Annotated in this window: 22 protein-coding genes; 15 read left to right on the forward strand and 7 right to left on the reverse strand. The window is 38.9% G+C overall.

Annotation, left to right across the window (positions count from 1 at the left end; genetic code table 11):
- Positions 1-303: 303 nt before the first annotated feature.
- From HT701_RS03150 to whiA, 9 genes are all read left to right on the forward strand, one after another.
- Positions 304-822 (forward strand): Dps family protein, encoded by a 519-nt coding sequence (locus HT701_RS03150; protein ID WP_172931217.1) that lies wholly within the window; start codon positions 304-306, stop codon positions 820-822.
- A gap of 129 nt (positions 823-951) precedes the next feature.
- Entirely contained in the window at positions 952-1,458 is a 507-nt protein-coding gene (locus HT701_RS03155) for a dihydrofolate reductase (protein ID WP_172931218.1), read from the forward strand.
- Positions 1,458-1,628, forward strand: a complete 171-nt coding sequence (locus HT701_RS03160) for a hypothetical protein (protein ID WP_000442261.1) — start codon at positions 1,458-1,460, stop codon at positions 1,626-1,628. Before HT701_RS03155 ends, HT701_RS03160 begins: the two co-directional genes overlap by 1 nt.
- 36 nt (positions 1,629-1,664) lie before the next feature.
- The gene (clpX, locus tag HT701_RS03165) at positions 1,665-2,897 is read left to right on the forward strand and encodes an ATP-dependent Clp protease ATP-binding subunit ClpX (RefSeq protein ID WP_012972566.1); all 1,233 of its coding nucleotides are present in this window, start codon (positions 1,665-1,667) and stop codon (positions 2,895-2,897) included.
- 8 nt (positions 2,898-2,905) lie between these two features.
- Positions 2,906-3,493, forward strand: coding sequence for a ribosome biogenesis GTP-binding protein YihA/YsxC (gene yihA / locus HT701_RS03170; protein ID WP_172931219.1), 588 nt, complete (start codon positions 2,906-2,908; stop codon positions 3,491-3,493).
- A 10-nt stretch (positions 3,494-3,503) separates the two neighbouring features.
- On the forward strand, positions 3,504-3,884 hold the full coding sequence (locus HT701_RS03175) for a RidA family protein (RefSeq protein WP_061457585.1): 381 nt from the start codon (positions 3,504-3,506) through the stop codon (positions 3,882-3,884).
- 51 nt (positions 3,885-3,935) lie between these two features.
- Positions 3,936-4,826: an RNase adapter RapZ gene (gene rapZ / locus HT701_RS03180; protein ID WP_023937468.1), complete on the forward strand. Its 891-nt coding sequence runs from the start codon at positions 3,936-3,938 to the stop codon at positions 4,824-4,826.
- Positions 4,823-5,800, forward strand: a complete 978-nt coding sequence (locus tag HT701_RS03185) for a YvcK family protein (RefSeq protein ID WP_100104579.1) — start codon at positions 4,823-4,825, stop codon at positions 5,798-5,800. The genes rapZ and HT701_RS03185 overlap by 4 nt, the downstream gene beginning before the upstream one ends.
- On the forward strand, positions 5,797-6,708 hold the full coding sequence (gene whiA / locus HT701_RS03190; protein WP_000011298.1) for a DNA-binding protein WhiA: 912 nt from the start codon (positions 5,797-5,799) through the stop codon (positions 6,706-6,708). Before HT701_RS03185 ends, whiA begins: the two co-directional genes overlap by 4 nt.
- Before the next feature lie 87 nt (positions 6,709-6,795).
- Here whiA and HT701_RS03195 read toward each other — a convergent pair whose 3' ends face one another.
- From HT701_RS03195 to HT701_RS03210, 5 genes are all read right to left on the reverse strand, one after another.
- Positions 6,796-7,923 carry a site-specific integrase gene (locus HT701_RS03195; protein WP_119919680.1) on the reverse strand — a complete coding sequence of 376 codons (1,128 nt, stop codon included), beginning with the start codon at positions 7,921-7,923 and terminating at the stop codon, positions 6,796-6,798.
- Positions 7,924-8,551: 628 nt separating this feature from the next.
- Entirely contained in the window at positions 8,552-8,686 is a 135-nt protein-coding gene (locus HT701_RS11735) for a hypothetical protein (protein WP_259390920.1), read from the reverse strand.
- 152 nt (positions 8,687-8,838) lie between these two features.
- On the reverse strand, positions 8,839-8,982 hold the full coding sequence (locus HT701_RS03200) for a hypothetical protein (RefSeq protein ID WP_165852416.1): 144 nt from the start codon (positions 8,980-8,982) through the stop codon (positions 8,839-8,841).
- Between the two features lie 63 nt (positions 8,983-9,045).
- Complete coding sequence (locus HT701_RS03205; protein WP_023937584.1) at positions 9,046-9,996, reverse strand: Abi family protein; 951 nt, start codon at positions 9,994-9,996, stop codon at positions 9,046-9,048.
- 150 nt (positions 9,997-10,146) lie between these two features.
- Positions 10,147-10,902: a S24 family peptidase gene (locus HT701_RS03210; protein ID WP_119919681.1), complete on the reverse strand. Its 756-nt coding sequence runs from the start codon at positions 10,900-10,902 to the stop codon at positions 10,147-10,149.
- Between the two features lie 169 nt (positions 10,903-11,071).
- Here HT701_RS03210 and HT701_RS03215 point away from each other — a divergent pair, with 169 nt between their 5' ends.
- From HT701_RS03215 to HT701_RS11740, 3 genes are all read left to right on the forward strand, one after another.
- Positions 11,072-11,347: a hypothetical protein gene (locus HT701_RS03215; RefSeq protein WP_001094379.1), complete on the forward strand. Its 276-nt coding sequence runs from the start codon at positions 11,072-11,074 to the stop codon at positions 11,345-11,347.
- Between the two features lie 72 nt (positions 11,348-11,419).
- Positions 11,420-11,563 (forward strand): hypothetical protein, encoded by a 144-nt coding sequence (locus HT701_RS03220; RefSeq protein WP_000969964.1) that lies wholly within the window; start codon positions 11,420-11,422, stop codon positions 11,561-11,563.
- A 169-nt stretch (positions 11,564-11,732) separates the two neighbouring features.
- Positions 11,733-11,864 carry a hypothetical protein gene (locus HT701_RS11740; RefSeq protein WP_000446473.1) on the forward strand — a complete coding sequence of 44 codons (132 nt, stop codon included), beginning with the start codon at positions 11,733-11,735 and terminating at the stop codon, positions 11,862-11,864.
- On the opposite strand, the gene HT701_RS03225 is transcribed toward HT701_RS11740, so the two are convergent.
- A complete protein-coding gene (locus HT701_RS03225; RefSeq protein WP_000006951.1) occupies positions 11,861-12,571 on the reverse strand; it encodes a DUF4145 domain-containing protein in 711 nt (236 codons plus the stop codon). The genes HT701_RS11740 and HT701_RS03225 overlap by 4 nt on opposite strands.
- A gap of 174 nt (positions 12,572-12,745) precedes the next feature.
- Positions 12,746-12,970: a hypothetical protein gene (locus HT701_RS03230; protein WP_000040990.1), complete on the reverse strand. Its 225-nt coding sequence runs from the start codon at positions 12,968-12,970 to the stop codon at positions 12,746-12,748.
- A gap of 161 nt (positions 12,971-13,131) precedes the next feature.
- On the opposite strand from HT701_RS03230, the gene HT701_RS03235 reads away from it, so the two are divergent.
- Genes HT701_RS03235 through HT701_RS03245 form a run of 3 tightly spaced genes read left to right on the forward strand, consistent with a single transcriptional unit; the run spans position 13,132 to position 14,367 of the window.
- A complete protein-coding gene (locus HT701_RS03235; RefSeq protein ID WP_240152354.1) occupies positions 13,132-13,305 on the forward strand; it encodes a helix-turn-helix transcriptional regulator in 174 nt (57 codons plus the stop codon).
- Between the two features lie 12 nt (positions 13,306-13,317).
- Positions 13,318-13,530, forward strand: coding sequence for a helix-turn-helix transcriptional regulator (locus HT701_RS03240; RefSeq protein ID WP_001169630.1), 213 nt, complete (start codon positions 13,318-13,320; stop codon positions 13,528-13,530).
- A 39-nt stretch (positions 13,531-13,569) separates the two neighbouring features.
- Positions 13,570-14,367, forward strand: a complete 798-nt coding sequence (locus HT701_RS03245; protein ID WP_172926138.1) for a replication initiator protein A — start codon at positions 13,570-13,572, stop codon at positions 14,365-14,367.
- Positions 14,368-14,375 lie beyond the last annotated feature (8 nt).

Below are 14,375 nucleotides of genomic sequence, written 5' to 3' on the forward strand. Positions count from 1 at the left end.
TGAACTTGAAATTTGGCCTTGGGGAATTTCTTCAAACCACATCAACGTGGTCAGTTCTACCTGCGACCTCAAAACTTATGCTTTGGCTAAACTGGGTTTAGTTTCCTAGTTTGCTGATGGATTTCCATTGACTATAAGCATCCAGACCTCTTTTTCGTCTTCTAAAGAATTCTTAAATTATCAGTCTATTGCAACTTTTCTCATGTGGGTCATTTGGCTTGCTATTGTCTTTCCTTAGTAGTATACTAAGGTAGTAATCATTAAGAAGTGCTTACATAAAAATAATGAATGAGGTAAAATAAAATGGTAGAATTGAAAAAAGAAGCAGCAAAAGATGTCGCAACATTAACAAAAGCAGCGCCAGTAGCATTAGCAAAAACAAAGGAAGTCTTGAATCAAGCTGTTGCTGACTTGTACGTAGCCTATGTGGCTTTACACCAAGTGCACTGGTATATGCGTGGTAGTGGTTTCCTTGTGTGGCATCCAAAAATGGATGAGTACATGGAAGATCTTGACGGTCAATTAGATGAGATCAGCGAACGCTTGATTACACTCGGTGGAAGCCCATTCTCTACATTGACAGAATTCCTTCAAAACAGTGAAATCGAAGAAGAAGCTGGTGAATACCGCAATGTTGAAGAAAGTTTGGAACGTGTCCTTGTTATCTACCGTTACTTGTCAGAACTTTTCCAAAAAGGTTTGGATGTTACTGATGAAGAAGGTGATGATGTGACAAATGGTATCTTCTCAGACGCTAAAAATGAAACGGATAAAACAATCTGGATGCTTGCAGCAGAACTTGGACAAGCACCTGGTTTGTAAGAAACAAGGCAACATAGATAAATCTGTAGGAAATTTCTTACAGATTTTTTCTATTTTGTAAGCTATTCCAAACCAGTCTTTTTTTGAGTTTTTTGATAAAATAGTACTATCAGTAAAAAGGATGGAAGCATGACTAAGAAAATCGTAGCTATTTGGGCTCAGGATGAAGAGGGTGTGATTGGGAAGGACAATCGCCTACCTTGGCATTTGCCAGCAGAACTGCAACACTTCAAAGAAACAACTCTGAATCATGCTATCTTGATGGGGCGGGTAACCTTTGATGGAATGGGGCGTCGCCTGCTTCCAAAACGGGAAACCCTGATTTTGACGCGTAATTCGGAAGAAAAGATAGATGGGGTTGCTACTTTTCAGGACGTCCAGTCTGTTCTCGACTGGTATCAGGCTCAAGATAAGAATCTTTATATTCTCGGTGGAAAGCAAATTTTTCAGGCTTTTGAACCTTACCTTGACGAAGTGATTGTAACTCACATTCATGCTCGGGTAGAGGGAGATACCTATTTTCCTGAAGAGTTTGACTTGTCTATTTTTGAAATAGTTTCAAGCAAATTTTACGCCAAAGATGAGAAAAATCCTTATGATTTTACTATCCAATACCGCAAGAGAAAGGAAGTCTAATGGAACGTAGTATATTTGGTTTTTTCACAGCCATGCTGTGTTTGGTCTGCTTGCTTGCAGGAGCACAGGCTTTTCGTAAAAAGCGTTATGGACTTTCTGTCCTGCTCTGGTTAAATGCCTTTACCAACTTGGTAAATAGTGTCCATGCCTTTTACATGACCTTATTTTAGATAGAATGACAGTATAGAATAGAACGGAAGGAAATCATGCCTACAAATAGGAATAATGATATGATGGTTTATTGCTCATTTTGTGGCAAAAGCCAAGAAGAAGTACAAAAAATAATCGCAGGGAACAATGCCTTTATCTGTAATGAATGTGTGGAGTTGGCTCAGGAAATCATTCGAGAGGAGTTGGCGGAAGAAGTCTTGGCAGACTTGTCTGAAGTTCCAAAACCAATCGAACTCCTCCATATCTTGAACCACTATGTAATCGGTCAAGATCGTGCCAAGCGTGCCTTGGCAGTGGCGGTTTACAACCACTACAAACGCATCAATTTTCACGATACGCGTGAAGAGTCAGAAGATGTGGATTTGCAGAAGTCAAACATCTTGATGATTGGTCCAACTGGTTCAGGGAAAACTTTCCTTGCCCAGACCTTGGCTAAGAGCTTGAATGTGCCTTTTGCGATTGCAGATGCGACAGCACTGACGGAGGCTGGTTATGTGGGTGAGGACGTGGAAAATATCCTCCTCAAACTCTTGCAGGCTGCTGACTTTAACATTGAACGTGCAGAGCGTGGCATTATCTACGTGGATGAAATTGACAAGATTGCCAAGAAAAGCGAGAACGTTTCTATCACACGTGATGTTTCTGGTGAAGGGGTGCAACAAGCTCTTCTCAAGATTATCGAGGGAACCGTTGCTAGCGTGCCACCTCAAGGTGGACGCAAACATCCGCAACAAGAGATGATTCAAGTAGATACCAAGAATATCCTCTTCATTGTTGGTGGTGCCTTTGATGGTATTGAAGAAATTGTTAAACAACGTCTTGGAGAAAAAGTTATCGGATTTGGTCAAAATAACAAGGCGATTGATGAAAATAGCTCTTACATGCAAGAAATCATCGCAGAAGATATTCAAAAATTTGGTATTATCCCTGAGTTGATTGGACGCTTGCCAGTCTTTGCTGCTCTTGAGCAATTGACGGTCGATGACTTGGTTCGCATCTTGAAAGAACCAAGAAATGCCTTGGTCAAACAATATCAAACCTTGCTTTCTTATGATGATGTTGAGTTGGAATTTGACGACGAAGCCCTCCAAGAGATTGCAAATAAGGCCATCGAACGCAAAACTGGTGCGCGTGGTCTTCGCTCGATTATCGAAGAAACCATGCTAGATGTCATGTTTGAAGTACCGAGTCAGGAAAATGTGAAATTGGTCCGCATCACTAAAGAAGCTGTCGATGGAACAGATAAACCAATCCTAGAAACAGCCTAGAGGTGACTATGGAACTTAATACACATAATGCTGAAATCTTGCTCAGTGCGGCTAATAAGTCCCACTATCCGCAGGATGAACTGCCAGAGATTGCTCTTGCAGGGCGTTCAAATGTTGGCAAGTCTAGCTTTATCAATACCATGCTGAACCGTAAAAATCTAGCCCGAACATCAGGTAAACCTGGTAAAACCCAGCTTCTTAATTTCTTTAACATTGACGACAAGATGCGCTTTGTGGATGTGCCTGGTTATGGCTATGCCCGTGTTTCTAAAAAGGAACGTGAAAAGTGGGGGCGCATGATTGAGGAGTACCTAACGACTCGGGAAAATCTTCGTGCAGTGGTCAGTCTAGTTGACCTTCGTCATGACCCGTCAGCAGATGATGTGCAGATGTACGAATTTCTCAAGTATTATGAGATTCCGGTTATCATCGTTGCGACCAAGGCGGACAAGATTCCTCGTGGTAAATGGAACAAGCATGAATCAGCAATCAAAAAGAAATTAAACTTTGACCCAAGTGACGACTTTATCCTCTTTTCATCTGTCAGTAAGTCAGGGATGGATGAGGCTTGGGATGCAATCTTAGAAAAATTGTGAGGAAAAGAAAATGGCAAAAACAATTCATACAGACAAAGCTCCAAAGGCTATCGGGCCTTATGTTCAAGGAAAAATCGTTGGCAACCTTTTGTTTGCTAGCGGTCAAGTTCCCCTCTCTCCTGAAACTGGGGAAATCGTTGGAGAAACAATCCAAGAACAGACAGAACAAGTCTTGAAAAACATCGGTGCTATTTTGGCAGAAGCAGGAACAGACTTTGACCATGTTGTCAAAACAACTTGCTTCTTGAGCGATATGAACGATTTTGTTCCTTTTAACGAGGTTTACCAAACGGCCTTTACAGAGGAATTTCCAGCTCGTTCAGCAGTAGAGGTAGCTCGTCTTCCTCGTGATGTAAAAGTCGAAATCGAAGTCATCGCAGAGATTGGATAAGCTAGTTGAAGTTTGGTTCTGCCAAACTTCTTTTGATATAAGGAGAAAAAGATGACAAAGAAACAACTTCACTTGGTGATTGTGACAGGAATGAGTGGTGCAGGAAAAACAGTTGCTATTCAGTCTTTCGAGGATTTAGGTTATTTTACTATTGATAATATGCCGCCAGCTCTCTTGCCTAAGTTTTTGCAGTTGGTGGAAACTAAGGAAGACGATCCCAAGTTGGCCTTGGTAGTGGATATGCGTAGCCGTTCTTTCTTCTCGGAGATTCAAACTGTTTTGGATGAGTTGGAAAACAAGGAAGAACTGGACTTTAAAATTCTCTTTTTGGACGCAGCAGATAAGGAATTGGTAGCCCGTTACAAGGAAACCAGAAGGAGTCACCCATTAGCTGCAGATGGACGGATTTTGGATGGAATCAAGCTGGAACGTGAACTCTTGGCACCTTTGAAAAATATGAGCCAAAATGTGGTGGATACAACTGAACTCACTCCTCGTGAGCTACGTAAAACCATTGCAGAGCAGTTTTCAGATCAAGAACAAGCCCAGTCTTTCCGTATCGAAGTCATGTCTTTCGGCTTTAAATATGGAATCCCAATTGATGCAGACTTGGTTTTTGATGTGCGCTTTTTGCCAAATCCATATTACCTTCCAGAGCTGAGAAACCAAACGGGTGTGGATGAACCTGTTTATGACTATGTCATGAATCATCCTGAGTCAGAAGATTTTTATCAGCATTTATTGGCCTTGATTGAGCCGATTTTGCCAAGTTACCAAAAGGAAGGGAAGTCTGTTTTGACCATTGCCATGGGTTGTACAGGTGGACAACACCGTAGTGTGGCCTTTGCTAAACGCTTGGCGCAGGACTTATCCAAGAATTGGCCTGTTAATGAAGGGCATCGCGACAAAGACCGGAGAAAGGAAACGGTAAACCGTTCATGAGAAAACCAAAGATAACGGTGATTGGTGGAGGTACTGGGATCCCCGTCATTCTTAAAAGTCTGCGTGAAAAAGATGTGGAAATCGCTGCTATCGTAACGGTGGCGGATGATGGTGGTTCATCAGGTGAACTCCGAAAAAATATGCAGCAATTGACACCGCCAGGTGATCTTCGTAATGTCCTTGTGGCCATGTCGGATATGCCTAAGTTTTATGAGAAAGTCTTTCAGTATCGCTTTTCCGAGGATGCCGGAGCCTTTGCTGGCCATCCATTGGGCAATCTCATTATTGCAGGTCTGTCAGAGATGCAGGGTTCGACCTATAATGCCATGCAGTTATTGAGCAAATTTTTCCATACAACTGGGAAGATTTATCCTTCCAGTGACCATCCTTTGACCTTGCATGCAGTCTTTCAGGATGGGACAGAAGTGGCTGGAGAGAGTCATATTGCAGACCATCCAGGCATGATTGACCATGTCTATGTGACCAATACCCTCAACGATGATACGCCTCTGGCCAGCCGTCGAGTAGTCCAGACCATTCTTGAAAGTGACATGATTGTCCTCGGACCTGGTTCTCTCTTTACCTCTATTTTGCCCAATATCGTGATTAAGGAAATCGGGCAGGCGCTTTTGGAAACCAAGGCAGAAATCGCCTATGTCTGCAATATTATGACCCAACGTGGGGAGACAGAACACTTTACAGATAGTGATCACGTGGAAGTCTTGCATCGTCACCTTAGCCGACCTTTTATCGATACGGTCTTGGTGAATATCGAAAAAGTGCCTCAAGAATACATGAATTCCAATCGCTTTGATGAATACTTGGTCCAGGTGGAACATGATTTTGCTGGTCTTTGTAAGCAAGTTCCGCGCGTGATTTCATCCAACTTCCTTCGTCTGGAAAATGGCGGTGCCTTCCACGATGGAGATTTGATTGTGGATGAGTTGATGCGGATTATACAGGTGAGAAAATGAGTTTCACAGTAGCAGTAAAAGAAGAAATCCTAGGTCAACACCATCTGAGCCGGTATGAATTATCTGCCATTATCAAAATGTCTGGTAGCATCGGTCTCTCGACTTCGGGCTTGACTTTGTCAGTTGTGACAGAAAATGCCAAACTGGCCCGTCACCTCTATGAGTCCTTTCTCCATTTCTATGAAATCAAATCGGAAATTCGTCACCACCAGAGGAGCAATCTTCGCAAGAATCGCGTCTATACCGTTTTTACAGATGAAAAGGTGCAGGATTTGTTAAGTGATTTGCACTTGGCAGACTCTTTCTTTGACCTGGAAACAGGTATTGATGAGGCGATTTTATCGGATGAGGAAGCAGGTCGTGCTTATCTTTGTGGTGCTTTCTTGGCAAATGGAAGTATTCGTGACCCTGAATCAGGTAAGTACCAGTTGGAAATCAGTTCTGTTTATCTGGACCACGCGCAAGGGATTGCCTCACTTCTCCAGCAATTTTTACTGGATGCCAAGGTGCTTGAGCGCAAGAAGGGAGCTGTGACCTATCTCCAGCGTGCCGAAGACATTATGGACTTCTTGATAGTCATCGGAGCCATGCAGGCGCGTGATGATTTTGAGCGGGTTAAGATTTTGCGAGAAACCCGTAACGACCTCAATCGGGCCAATAATGCCGAGACAGCTAATATCGCTCGGACAGTTTCTGCCAGCATGAAGACTATCAATAATATCAGTAAAATCAAAGATATCATGGGCTTAGAAAATCTGCCAGTGGATTTGCAGGAAGTAGCGCAGTTGCGTATTCAGCACCCAGACTACTCTATCCAACAGTTGGCAGATAGCCTCAGCAATCCCCTTACAAAAAGTGGTGTCAATCACAGACTCAGAAAAATCAATAAGATAGCCGATGAATTATAACGATATAAAGCAACCCCTTGAATTATCAATATCTTCAAGGGGTTTTGTTGTGTTGTGAAATCAAAAAGGGGCAAAAAAGGGGCAGAATTAAAAAATAGTATCTAATTTATTGACCAGTTTATCCTCCATATCCTCAGTAGTATGAGAATAGATTTCCAAAGTCATCTTTGCATTTGAGTGTCCAACTCGATCCATTATTGATTTTATTGGGAGGCCAGACTCTGCTAAAAACGAAATATGAGAATGCCTAAAAATATGACTAGATAAGTTTTTTTCTATTTTAGCCTGTTTTCCATATTTTTTTAATATCTGTATGAAGCAAGCTATTGTTGTAGGTTGATTCCATTTTTCAAAACAGAAAATATAATCATCGCTTGACAATGGCTGGAAACGTTCGCTAAGTCGTACTATTTGTCTTTGAATAGCTTCTATGACACTCTCTGATACTTTGATTGTCCGTATTGAATTTGTAGTCTTTGGTAGCGTCTTGATTTTGTTTACTGAATCAAAATTACCTGTGATCTCAATTTTGTTGTTTTCGAAGTCTATATTCTTCAGTTGTAAGGCAGTTAACTCACCATATCTCATACCAGTTAATGCCAGCACAAGAACCATATCAGCGTACTTTTGGTGATATTCTCGACGATTAAGGACATCGACAAGTGCTTTTATTTCTTGCATGGTGAGAAAGTTGTTACGCTTTTTTTCCAGTTCTTCTAAAGTCTTTGGTTTTTGAGGAATCGTAGTATAATCGACCTCGTTGTTTTCAATGTAAGAGTATTGAACAGCGTAATTAAAGATACCTCTGAGCCTATGCCGTACTTTTTTAGCTGTAATATATCCGTTGCTTTCAATAATTTTTTCAATAGCCTCTTGAAGAAAACGCCTGTCAAGATTAGCAAGTATGGTATCGGATGGTATGATTTCCTTCATCTTCTTATCAACTGATTTACAATTATGTTTTGTTGATTCCTTTACTGTTTGCGCCCATGATTTATAGAAAAGGTTATAGATTTCTTCAAATGTAATGCTTTCTACTTGTTTTGTGCTGAGTTTTTTATTTATCTTTTCCTGCAGTAAGATAGCAGCTTGATTTCTTGCCTGGGGAGTTTTCTTCTCCATCGTGACTGAAACTTTTTTTAATTTCTCAGTATATGGATCTTTATATCGCTCAAAAAATTTGTATTTTCCGTTGGGAAGTTCTTCCATCCACATTGTATTTACCTCACTTTTTTGATAAAATGGGTATAGTAAAGAGGGCTTTTAATGCCTTTTACTATACTGGATATCCTCACACTCAGAGTCGCCAAACTTTGCGAGTGTGGGGATTTTTTTGAGTTGTTTCCAAAATGGAAACAGTTGGCAGCTCGTCAGATAATAAAATAAGGTGTACCTCTTAGAAGTACACCAGACGATTTTATCCTTGACGAACAAGGCTTTTTTACATTCTTAGTGTATTTCTTTTTTTAATTTCTGTCAAACGTCAACTTATTTTAACGACTTATGTTTACTAGAATATGAAAAGAAAAGTAGTCGTATCAAATACGGCTACCATCACGTTATGGATCTAAAATCCAAACCTAAACTTTATGGAGCTAAACTCCTGATAGCTGTATTGTAATATAATTTTCAAAAAATATCAATTTTGCACAATAGACCTATGGGATGAGGTTGCTATTGGCGAATATGGGGGTGTTTTTGTTTATTTCAAGTATTTATAACTCAAAAAGGGAAGTAACAATTAAGCTACTTCCCTGGAGCGCAAAGGCTCAAAGTTTAAAAATATGAGGGTAAACCTCTAAGTAACTTAATTATAGTTCAATTTATAAATACTGTCAATAATCTACTCAAATCCTTTGAAGCTCTCTAAAATCTTATCTTTTGAGTCTGTAGCATTAAGCACTAAAACAACATAATTTCCGTAGATATAAGCAGGGTGTCCGATTAACTCTTTTTCTTTCTTAGCTTCTTTAAACATTGGGTTTTTATCGTAATATTCGTAAACCTCTACAGCAGTATCATCTTCTAAGATGAACCCTTTCCCTGATTCGGCTTGAATAAGACTAGCTTCTTTTGAGATTTCTTCTTTGATAGTGAAGCCATTGCTTTCTAGCGCTTTTTTAAAATCGTCTAAGCTAGTAGCCTTTTTAGAAGCAGATTTGTCGTTCGCTTTGGTTGCTCCGAGCTATCTTTGGTAGTTGATTGATTGTTAGAGCAGGCTACTAGAACAGTAGCAGTAAGCAAGATAGCTGACGTAGTGAGTAGTTTTTTCATTGGTATTCTCCTTTATTTCCGGTTTACGCAACTATTTCCATTTTGGAAACAGTTGGTTTTAATTTATACTCTTGGTTCATTACGGTGCCAATCATTAGGAAAACCTAAAGACTGGTTGATTACATTGATGTCTATAGAAGGCAGCTTTTTCTCTAGTTTGATAACTTTCTTTCTAAGAGTATTCCATAAAATGTTGAATTCTGCTTTACTAATAAAGCATTGAAGGCTAATAATTGTTGAATATACAGTTTTTCTACTGTCATCTCCCATCAAGATCTCTTCGTTATGAATCGTTTCCCAAAACGTACTATTAGAACGGCATCTGAAGTTTAATAAGCGATTATTGTGAGCGCATTTGTTTCGTACCTCGTTAATATTTTTTAGAAAAGATATCAAGGTTTCTGGTGGGAAAACATCGTTAAAGTCAGGTATGTTTGTGCTTATAAAACTTACTAAATCCCGTGCGATTTCATTTTGGAGTGAGTTCGGCAGGTTTTCAATAATCGTGCGTAAATCTCCAAACTCTAGATAATCAGTTAGTACCCAGATTGGGACATCTGAATGAGTATGTGCGTAGTGGTGAATGGAATTTCCTCTGTATCGCTTGTTTGTGTTTATGATTTTGGATAGTTTTGATACAATAAATCCCACGTCTAATATTTTATTATCTGCATAAGAATTGGTGTTTAAATAAGCGTATTTTTGACTGGGGTAGGCTTCGGCGAATCTGTGAGCAGTGATTGACTTGATATGGTGTTCAGCTTCAAGAATAGCTTGCAAAATGGCTCGTTTTACATCTTTGTCAAATGTATAGAGACTTGAAACTTCGTCAAATGTGACGCCGTCAATATAAGTGTCAGTACCAGGGTGTTGAAAAAACTTACTGTATCCATTGATAATATTGTAGTAATTGTTACTTAGCAGGTACTTAGCTGCTTTAGACTCATCTGTAATGGATAACCCTCTGATTTTTAGTGTTGCGATTTGTTCCTCGATTGTTTTAAACGGCTTCAAAAAAACTCCCCCATTCTAATTTAGAATGAAGGAGTTTTCCCGTATCGGTCCCCGTAGAGATCCCGACGCTTTTTCTCTAATGAATTCATTCTAAATGATTTTTTTTAAAAAGTCAACTGTTTTTTTAATATTTTTAAAAAAATAATTTTTTTATTCCTCTCTATACACCCCGATAACTGCATAAATCTTGATGTGTGTGTCTTCGGCTGGTGGGAAGTCTAGGGTGATGTCTTCGTACTTGTCATTGAGTGATACGAGGCGTAAGCGTCCGTTTTCGGTATAGATCTTCTTAAAGTAAGAACGGTCTCCGTATGCGATAACTGCTAGGTCTCCGTTGTAGGTGGTCAGTCCTTTGTCTACTAAATAGAGAATATCTCCGTCTTGGTAGTCAGGCTGCATGGAGTCTCCGCTGACCTTAGTCGCAATATCGTGATGTGGTGGTTGCTCGTCGACCTCTATAATCTCTCTGTCTGTATCGTCGTACCCAAATCCATAGTTAAATCCAGAAGCTGCTGCCGTCTCAGATACAACCTCAACTTGGTACAAGATGATAACTTCCGATACTTCGTTTACCTTCGTTTCTTCTTCGTTTTTCTGCTCTTTCAGTTGCCTCTTTGCATAATTCAGGACTTTGGCTTGTCTTGGAGGTTTTAGTTCGTCGTAGATGGTTTGGATTGGGGAAGTGGCTTTATCAACATGACTTGAAAAATCTTCACCGAGTAGCAGGGATTTTTTGATACCAAAAATAGCAGACATCTGCTCTATATTATTCATTAGAGGCTGGTTTCTACCAACTTCCCACGCCGATATAGCAGTAGGAGCCACTGACAGTTTCTTAGCCAATTCCTTTTGAGTAAGTCCAGATAGTTTACGATAGTACTTTATATTTTGAGCCAATGAATCCATTCGCTAACTCCTTTCTTTCCTTTGTTTTATACCCCTATTGTACACTTAAAGTGTAAAAAAGTAAAATTTTTTTAACAAAAAGGCAAAAAACACTTGCAACTACACTTGAAGTGTAGTATAATATAATCAAGCTTAAGGAAATAACAAAAACAAACCGGAGGGAAACACCATGAACACATTAAACGAGAAAGCAATCAACATCTTTAAAGCAGTAGCTAAGGAAACTTTAATCCAAGGTACTTACGAGGAAAACTTCCTCTACAGCCAACTTGAAACATTCTGTACTAACTGCCGTCAATTCGCTTTTGGATGGACAGAGTTAGCAGAGGAGATTGAACGCCAAGAGCGTTACCTTCTTGATGCTGGTTTCACTCAAGAGGAAATCGATGACATTCGTTTTGATGCAGCATTTGCAGGAATGCTTGATAAAATGAATGTAGCCTGATTGGTATCACCAAGGTTCAAATCCTTGGCAGGTTGTTGCTCCAAGAGCAAAATAAAACAGGAGGTAAGGCGAATGATGGAACACATCATAAAAAGCCTAGCAACCAAGGACACCACAACCGTCATCTTGGTACTAGGCTTAGTAAACGAAGCTCGTCTTTGGCATAAGCAGTACTTAGCTTACAAGCTCAAAGACAAAGAGCTTAAGAAAAAGTAGAGAAAGGGGCAGAAGCCCCAACCTCTACTAGATAGTGTACCATCATTTGCTGTGAAAAGCAATGGATGAAAATGTTGGATTGATAATCCTAGCAGGATTTGTGATTGTATCTTTCACTATCCGTAAGATAGTGGAATACCGATATGATAAAAAAGATAAGGAGTAGGGAATGGAAAGTGTTGAAATTGTTGAATTGATAAAAATTACATTTAAACGAGGGAAAGGGACAGAAGATGACCCGGTTAGAGTTGTAACTCAGTATTGGGACAAAGAAAATGTATTAATCTTTGAGAAAGATTAATTATCTCTTCTTTCGATAGAATTTCGGTAGGAATCAGGTAATAGGTTATATATGTCTAGAATTTTTTTAGGTTGTGTGATTCGATTATCTACAATCAAGTTGATAAAACTTAACAATGATAAAGCTAACTCTTTGTTATCTTTTATGTCTATTTGACCTGGATGTACAGCATTATTCCCTATTACTCTAACACTGTCTAGCATTTGTTGGATTTCTATTGGCATTCCTTTAGAGACAAGACTTCCAATTTGGGTATTTAAATCTTTACCTTGTGCGTTTAAATGAGCAACAAGCTTTTCAATAGCTAGACGGGATAGAGCTGCAGAAGCTCTAGGCGATATATTTAGAACTTCTCCAGCTTCAATATAGATTTCTTTCACATCATCAGGCATATCATTATTAGGTTTAGGTACTCCTTCGGCAACATTTGGGAAAATTAATGTCGACGTTGCATCGCTTGTGTTTAATACTATCCTGGAGCCATACGTTATTTGGATTTCATTTGTTATCCAAATAGAAAATTGATTACAAGCCTGACATTGTGCAATTATAATAAATTTGATAGATTCTTTGTAATCTCTATTGATATCAATAGGATTATAAGTCCATAAATGGGAAGAGAAACCTGAACATACAGGGCATTGAAATGCTTTTGAATTGCCTGCGAAGCGACTGCCTAGGCTTAATTTAGAAAGATCAAATGACATATTTTTTCTCCAATCGTTTTATTTTGATTATACCACATTTGAAAGGGGGTGAGAAAATGAGACCAAGACGATATCCGTATAGTGGGAAAAGAAAAAAGCAATCTGATAGACAGATCGCTAAGTTAAAAAGAGATATTGATGTAAATCGTACAAATATATCATCTTTAAAATTCGTTATAGAAACTTTAAGTAACCATCAGAATTATCGATAACTTGATAACCTTGAGCAGTTGCTTCTTCGATAATTTCAGCTTTAGACATTTCAAAATCAGATAACTGAATTACTGCGCTAGGTTTATCAGTAGTCGACTCTGAAAAATAAGATAATAGAATATTATCGAGATTTTCCCAGGTTAGTTTCTTAACAACGTGGTTTGGCTTATGGCTAAGCTTACTCATTTTTTGAACCTCCTTTCTGCTGAAGTTTTGACTAAAACGGGAGAGATCCTAGTCAAGATATGTTATAACCCAAACACATTTGGTTGTCAACATATTGTATAAGAAAGGATTTAGTGTGCTTGAAAAGCACAACATATGGTGTTTTTTGATGTGGGATAAAATTGAAAAAACAATTAAAAATAAAAGGCTGGTCGATGTATCGTTTAGCTAAGGAATCGGGTGTCCATCCATCTAATTTTTCAAATCTGAAGGCTGGTAGGATGAAAGAGATGTCGTGGACGAATATGTGCAAAATCGCTGATGCACTGGAAGTCAGCTTAGACGAATTAAGATAAGGGGGTGAGTGCGTGCAAAAAATTAGCTTAAAAATGGCGAGAATAAAAACAGGAATGACTCAAGAGGAAATCGCTAAAAAATTAGGAATCTCTAGAAATACATACATGGATTATGAAAGATATGATACACCTATGAGAATAACTACAGCTATAGATTTCTGTCGTATAGTTGATATTCCACTGGATGAAATTTTTTTCGAGAAAAACTACACTTCAAGTGTATAGTTTCTGGGGATTTTTATAAATAGGAGGTGATTTAGTTGAATGGTGATACAAAAAGACGACATCGAAGATTTCCTTGACTTCATAAAAATACCAGTTGTTTTGATTAAAGACAAAGCGTTTTCAGAATTAAGTATGGAAGCAAAAGTTTTGTATTCAATTATGAAAGATAGGCTTAAATTGTCTTTGAAGAATAACTGGATTGATGAAAAAGGAGCATATATTCATTTATCGATTGAAGAGCTACAAAAAGATTATTTTGTTCAGTTATCAAAACCTACAATCATCAAGAGAAAAAAGGAATTAGTTGATTTTGGCTTGATTGAATTAAAAAAGCAATTTAACAAAAGCGACAAGATTTATGTAAATAGGTTATCTAGTTACATAAGTAAAAATTCTTTACCTACGGAAGTAAAAAACTTTGATTCTAATCAGAGTTACATTAATCAGAGTTACATAAACAGAATTACTGAACCAGATGGTGCTGGTGCTAATAATCTATATAGTATAGAGGACGCACCCGAAAATGACTTGGGGATTGTTCACGATTGGATTTTTTCAGAGTTTGGCAGATACCCAACACCGTTTGAGATTGAGGATTTGAAATACTTCTTGCAAGACCATAGTAAAGAGGTTATCAAGTTAGCAATCAAGGAATGTGTGGGCAATGGTAAACCTTACTTTAAGTATCTTGAGAGTATTTTGAGAGACTGGAAACAGAAAGGTCTAGTGACTGCTGAGTTGGTAGAGAATAGACAGAGACCGAAGCGGTCAAGTGGGAAGCCAAGCAGTGAGTTAAGATTGTCAGACGACGGTTACAACCCACGACTGGGATTCTAGGAGGGTGC

It is taken from the genome of Streptococcus sp. 10824, assembly GCF_013276595.1.
GTDB classification, from domain to species: domain Bacteria; phylum Bacillota; class Bacilli; order Lactobacillales; family Streptococcaceae; genus Streptococcus; species Streptococcus pseudopneumoniae.

Coding starts and splice junctions, on each gene's coding strand:
- HT701_RS03225 (WP_000006951.1), bottom strand. CDS start 12,571: ATGTCATTTGATCTTTCTAAATTAAGCCTAGGCAGTCGCTTCGCAGGC.
- HT701_RS03150 (WP_172931217.1), top strand. CDS start 304: ATGGTAGAATTGAAAAAAGAAGCAGCAAAAGATGTCGCAACATTAACA.
- HT701_RS03230 (WP_000040990.1), bottom strand. CDS start 12,970: ATGAGTAAGCTTAGCCATAAGCCAAACCACGTTGTTAAGAAACTAACC.
- HT701_RS11735 (WP_259390920.1), bottom strand. CDS start 8,686: ATGTTTAAAGAAGCTAAGAAAGAAAAAGAGTTAATCGGACACCCTGCT.
- HT701_RS03160 (WP_000442261.1), top strand. CDS start 1,458: ATGGAACGTAGTATATTTGGTTTTTTCACAGCCATGCTGTGTTTGGTC.
- HT701_RS03175 (WP_061457585.1), top strand. CDS start 3,504: ATGGCAAAAACAATTCATACAGACAAAGCTCCAAAGGCTATCGGGCCT.
- yihA (WP_172931219.1), top strand. CDS start 2,906: ATGGAACTTAATACACATAATGCTGAAATCTTGCTCAGTGCGGCTAAT.
- HT701_RS11740 (WP_000446473.1), top strand. CDS start 11,733: ATGGAAAGTGTTGAAATTGTTGAATTGATAAAAATTACATTTAAACGA.
- whiA (WP_000011298.1), top strand. CDS start 5,797: ATGAGTTTCACAGTAGCAGTAAAAGAAGAAATCCTAGGTCAACACCAT.
- HT701_RS03220 (WP_000969964.1), top strand. CDS start 11,420: ATGATGGAACACATCATAAAAAGCCTAGCAACCAAGGACACCACAACC.
- HT701_RS03200 (WP_165852416.1), bottom strand. CDS start 8,982: ATGAAAAAACTACTCACTACGTCAGCTATCTTGCTTACTGCTACTGTT.
- clpX (WP_012972566.1), top strand. CDS start 1,665: ATGCCTACAAATAGGAATAATGATATGATGGTTTATTGCTCATTTTGT.
- HT701_RS03155 (WP_172931218.1), top strand. CDS start 952: ATGACTAAGAAAATCGTAGCTATTTGGGCTCAGGATGAAGAGGGTGTG.
- HT701_RS03185 (WP_100104579.1), top strand. CDS start 4,823: ATGAGAAAACCAAAGATAACGGTGATTGGTGGAGGTACTGGGATCCCC.
- HT701_RS03210 (WP_119919681.1), bottom strand. CDS start 10,902: ATGGATTCATTGGCTCAAAATATAAAGTACTATCGTAAACTATCTGGA.
- rapZ (WP_023937468.1), top strand. CDS start 3,936: ATGACAAAGAAACAACTTCACTTGGTGATTGTGACAGGAATGAGTGGT.
- HT701_RS03195 (WP_119919680.1), bottom strand. CDS start 7,923: ATGTGGATGGAAGAACTTCCCAACGGAAAATACAAATTTTTTGAGCGA.
- HT701_RS03215 (WP_001094379.1), top strand. CDS start 11,072: ATGAACACATTAAACGAGAAAGCAATCAACATCTTTAAAGCAGTAGCT.
- HT701_RS03245 (WP_172926138.1), top strand. CDS start 13,570: ATGGTGATACAAAAAGACGACATCGAAGATTTCCTTGACTTCATAAAA.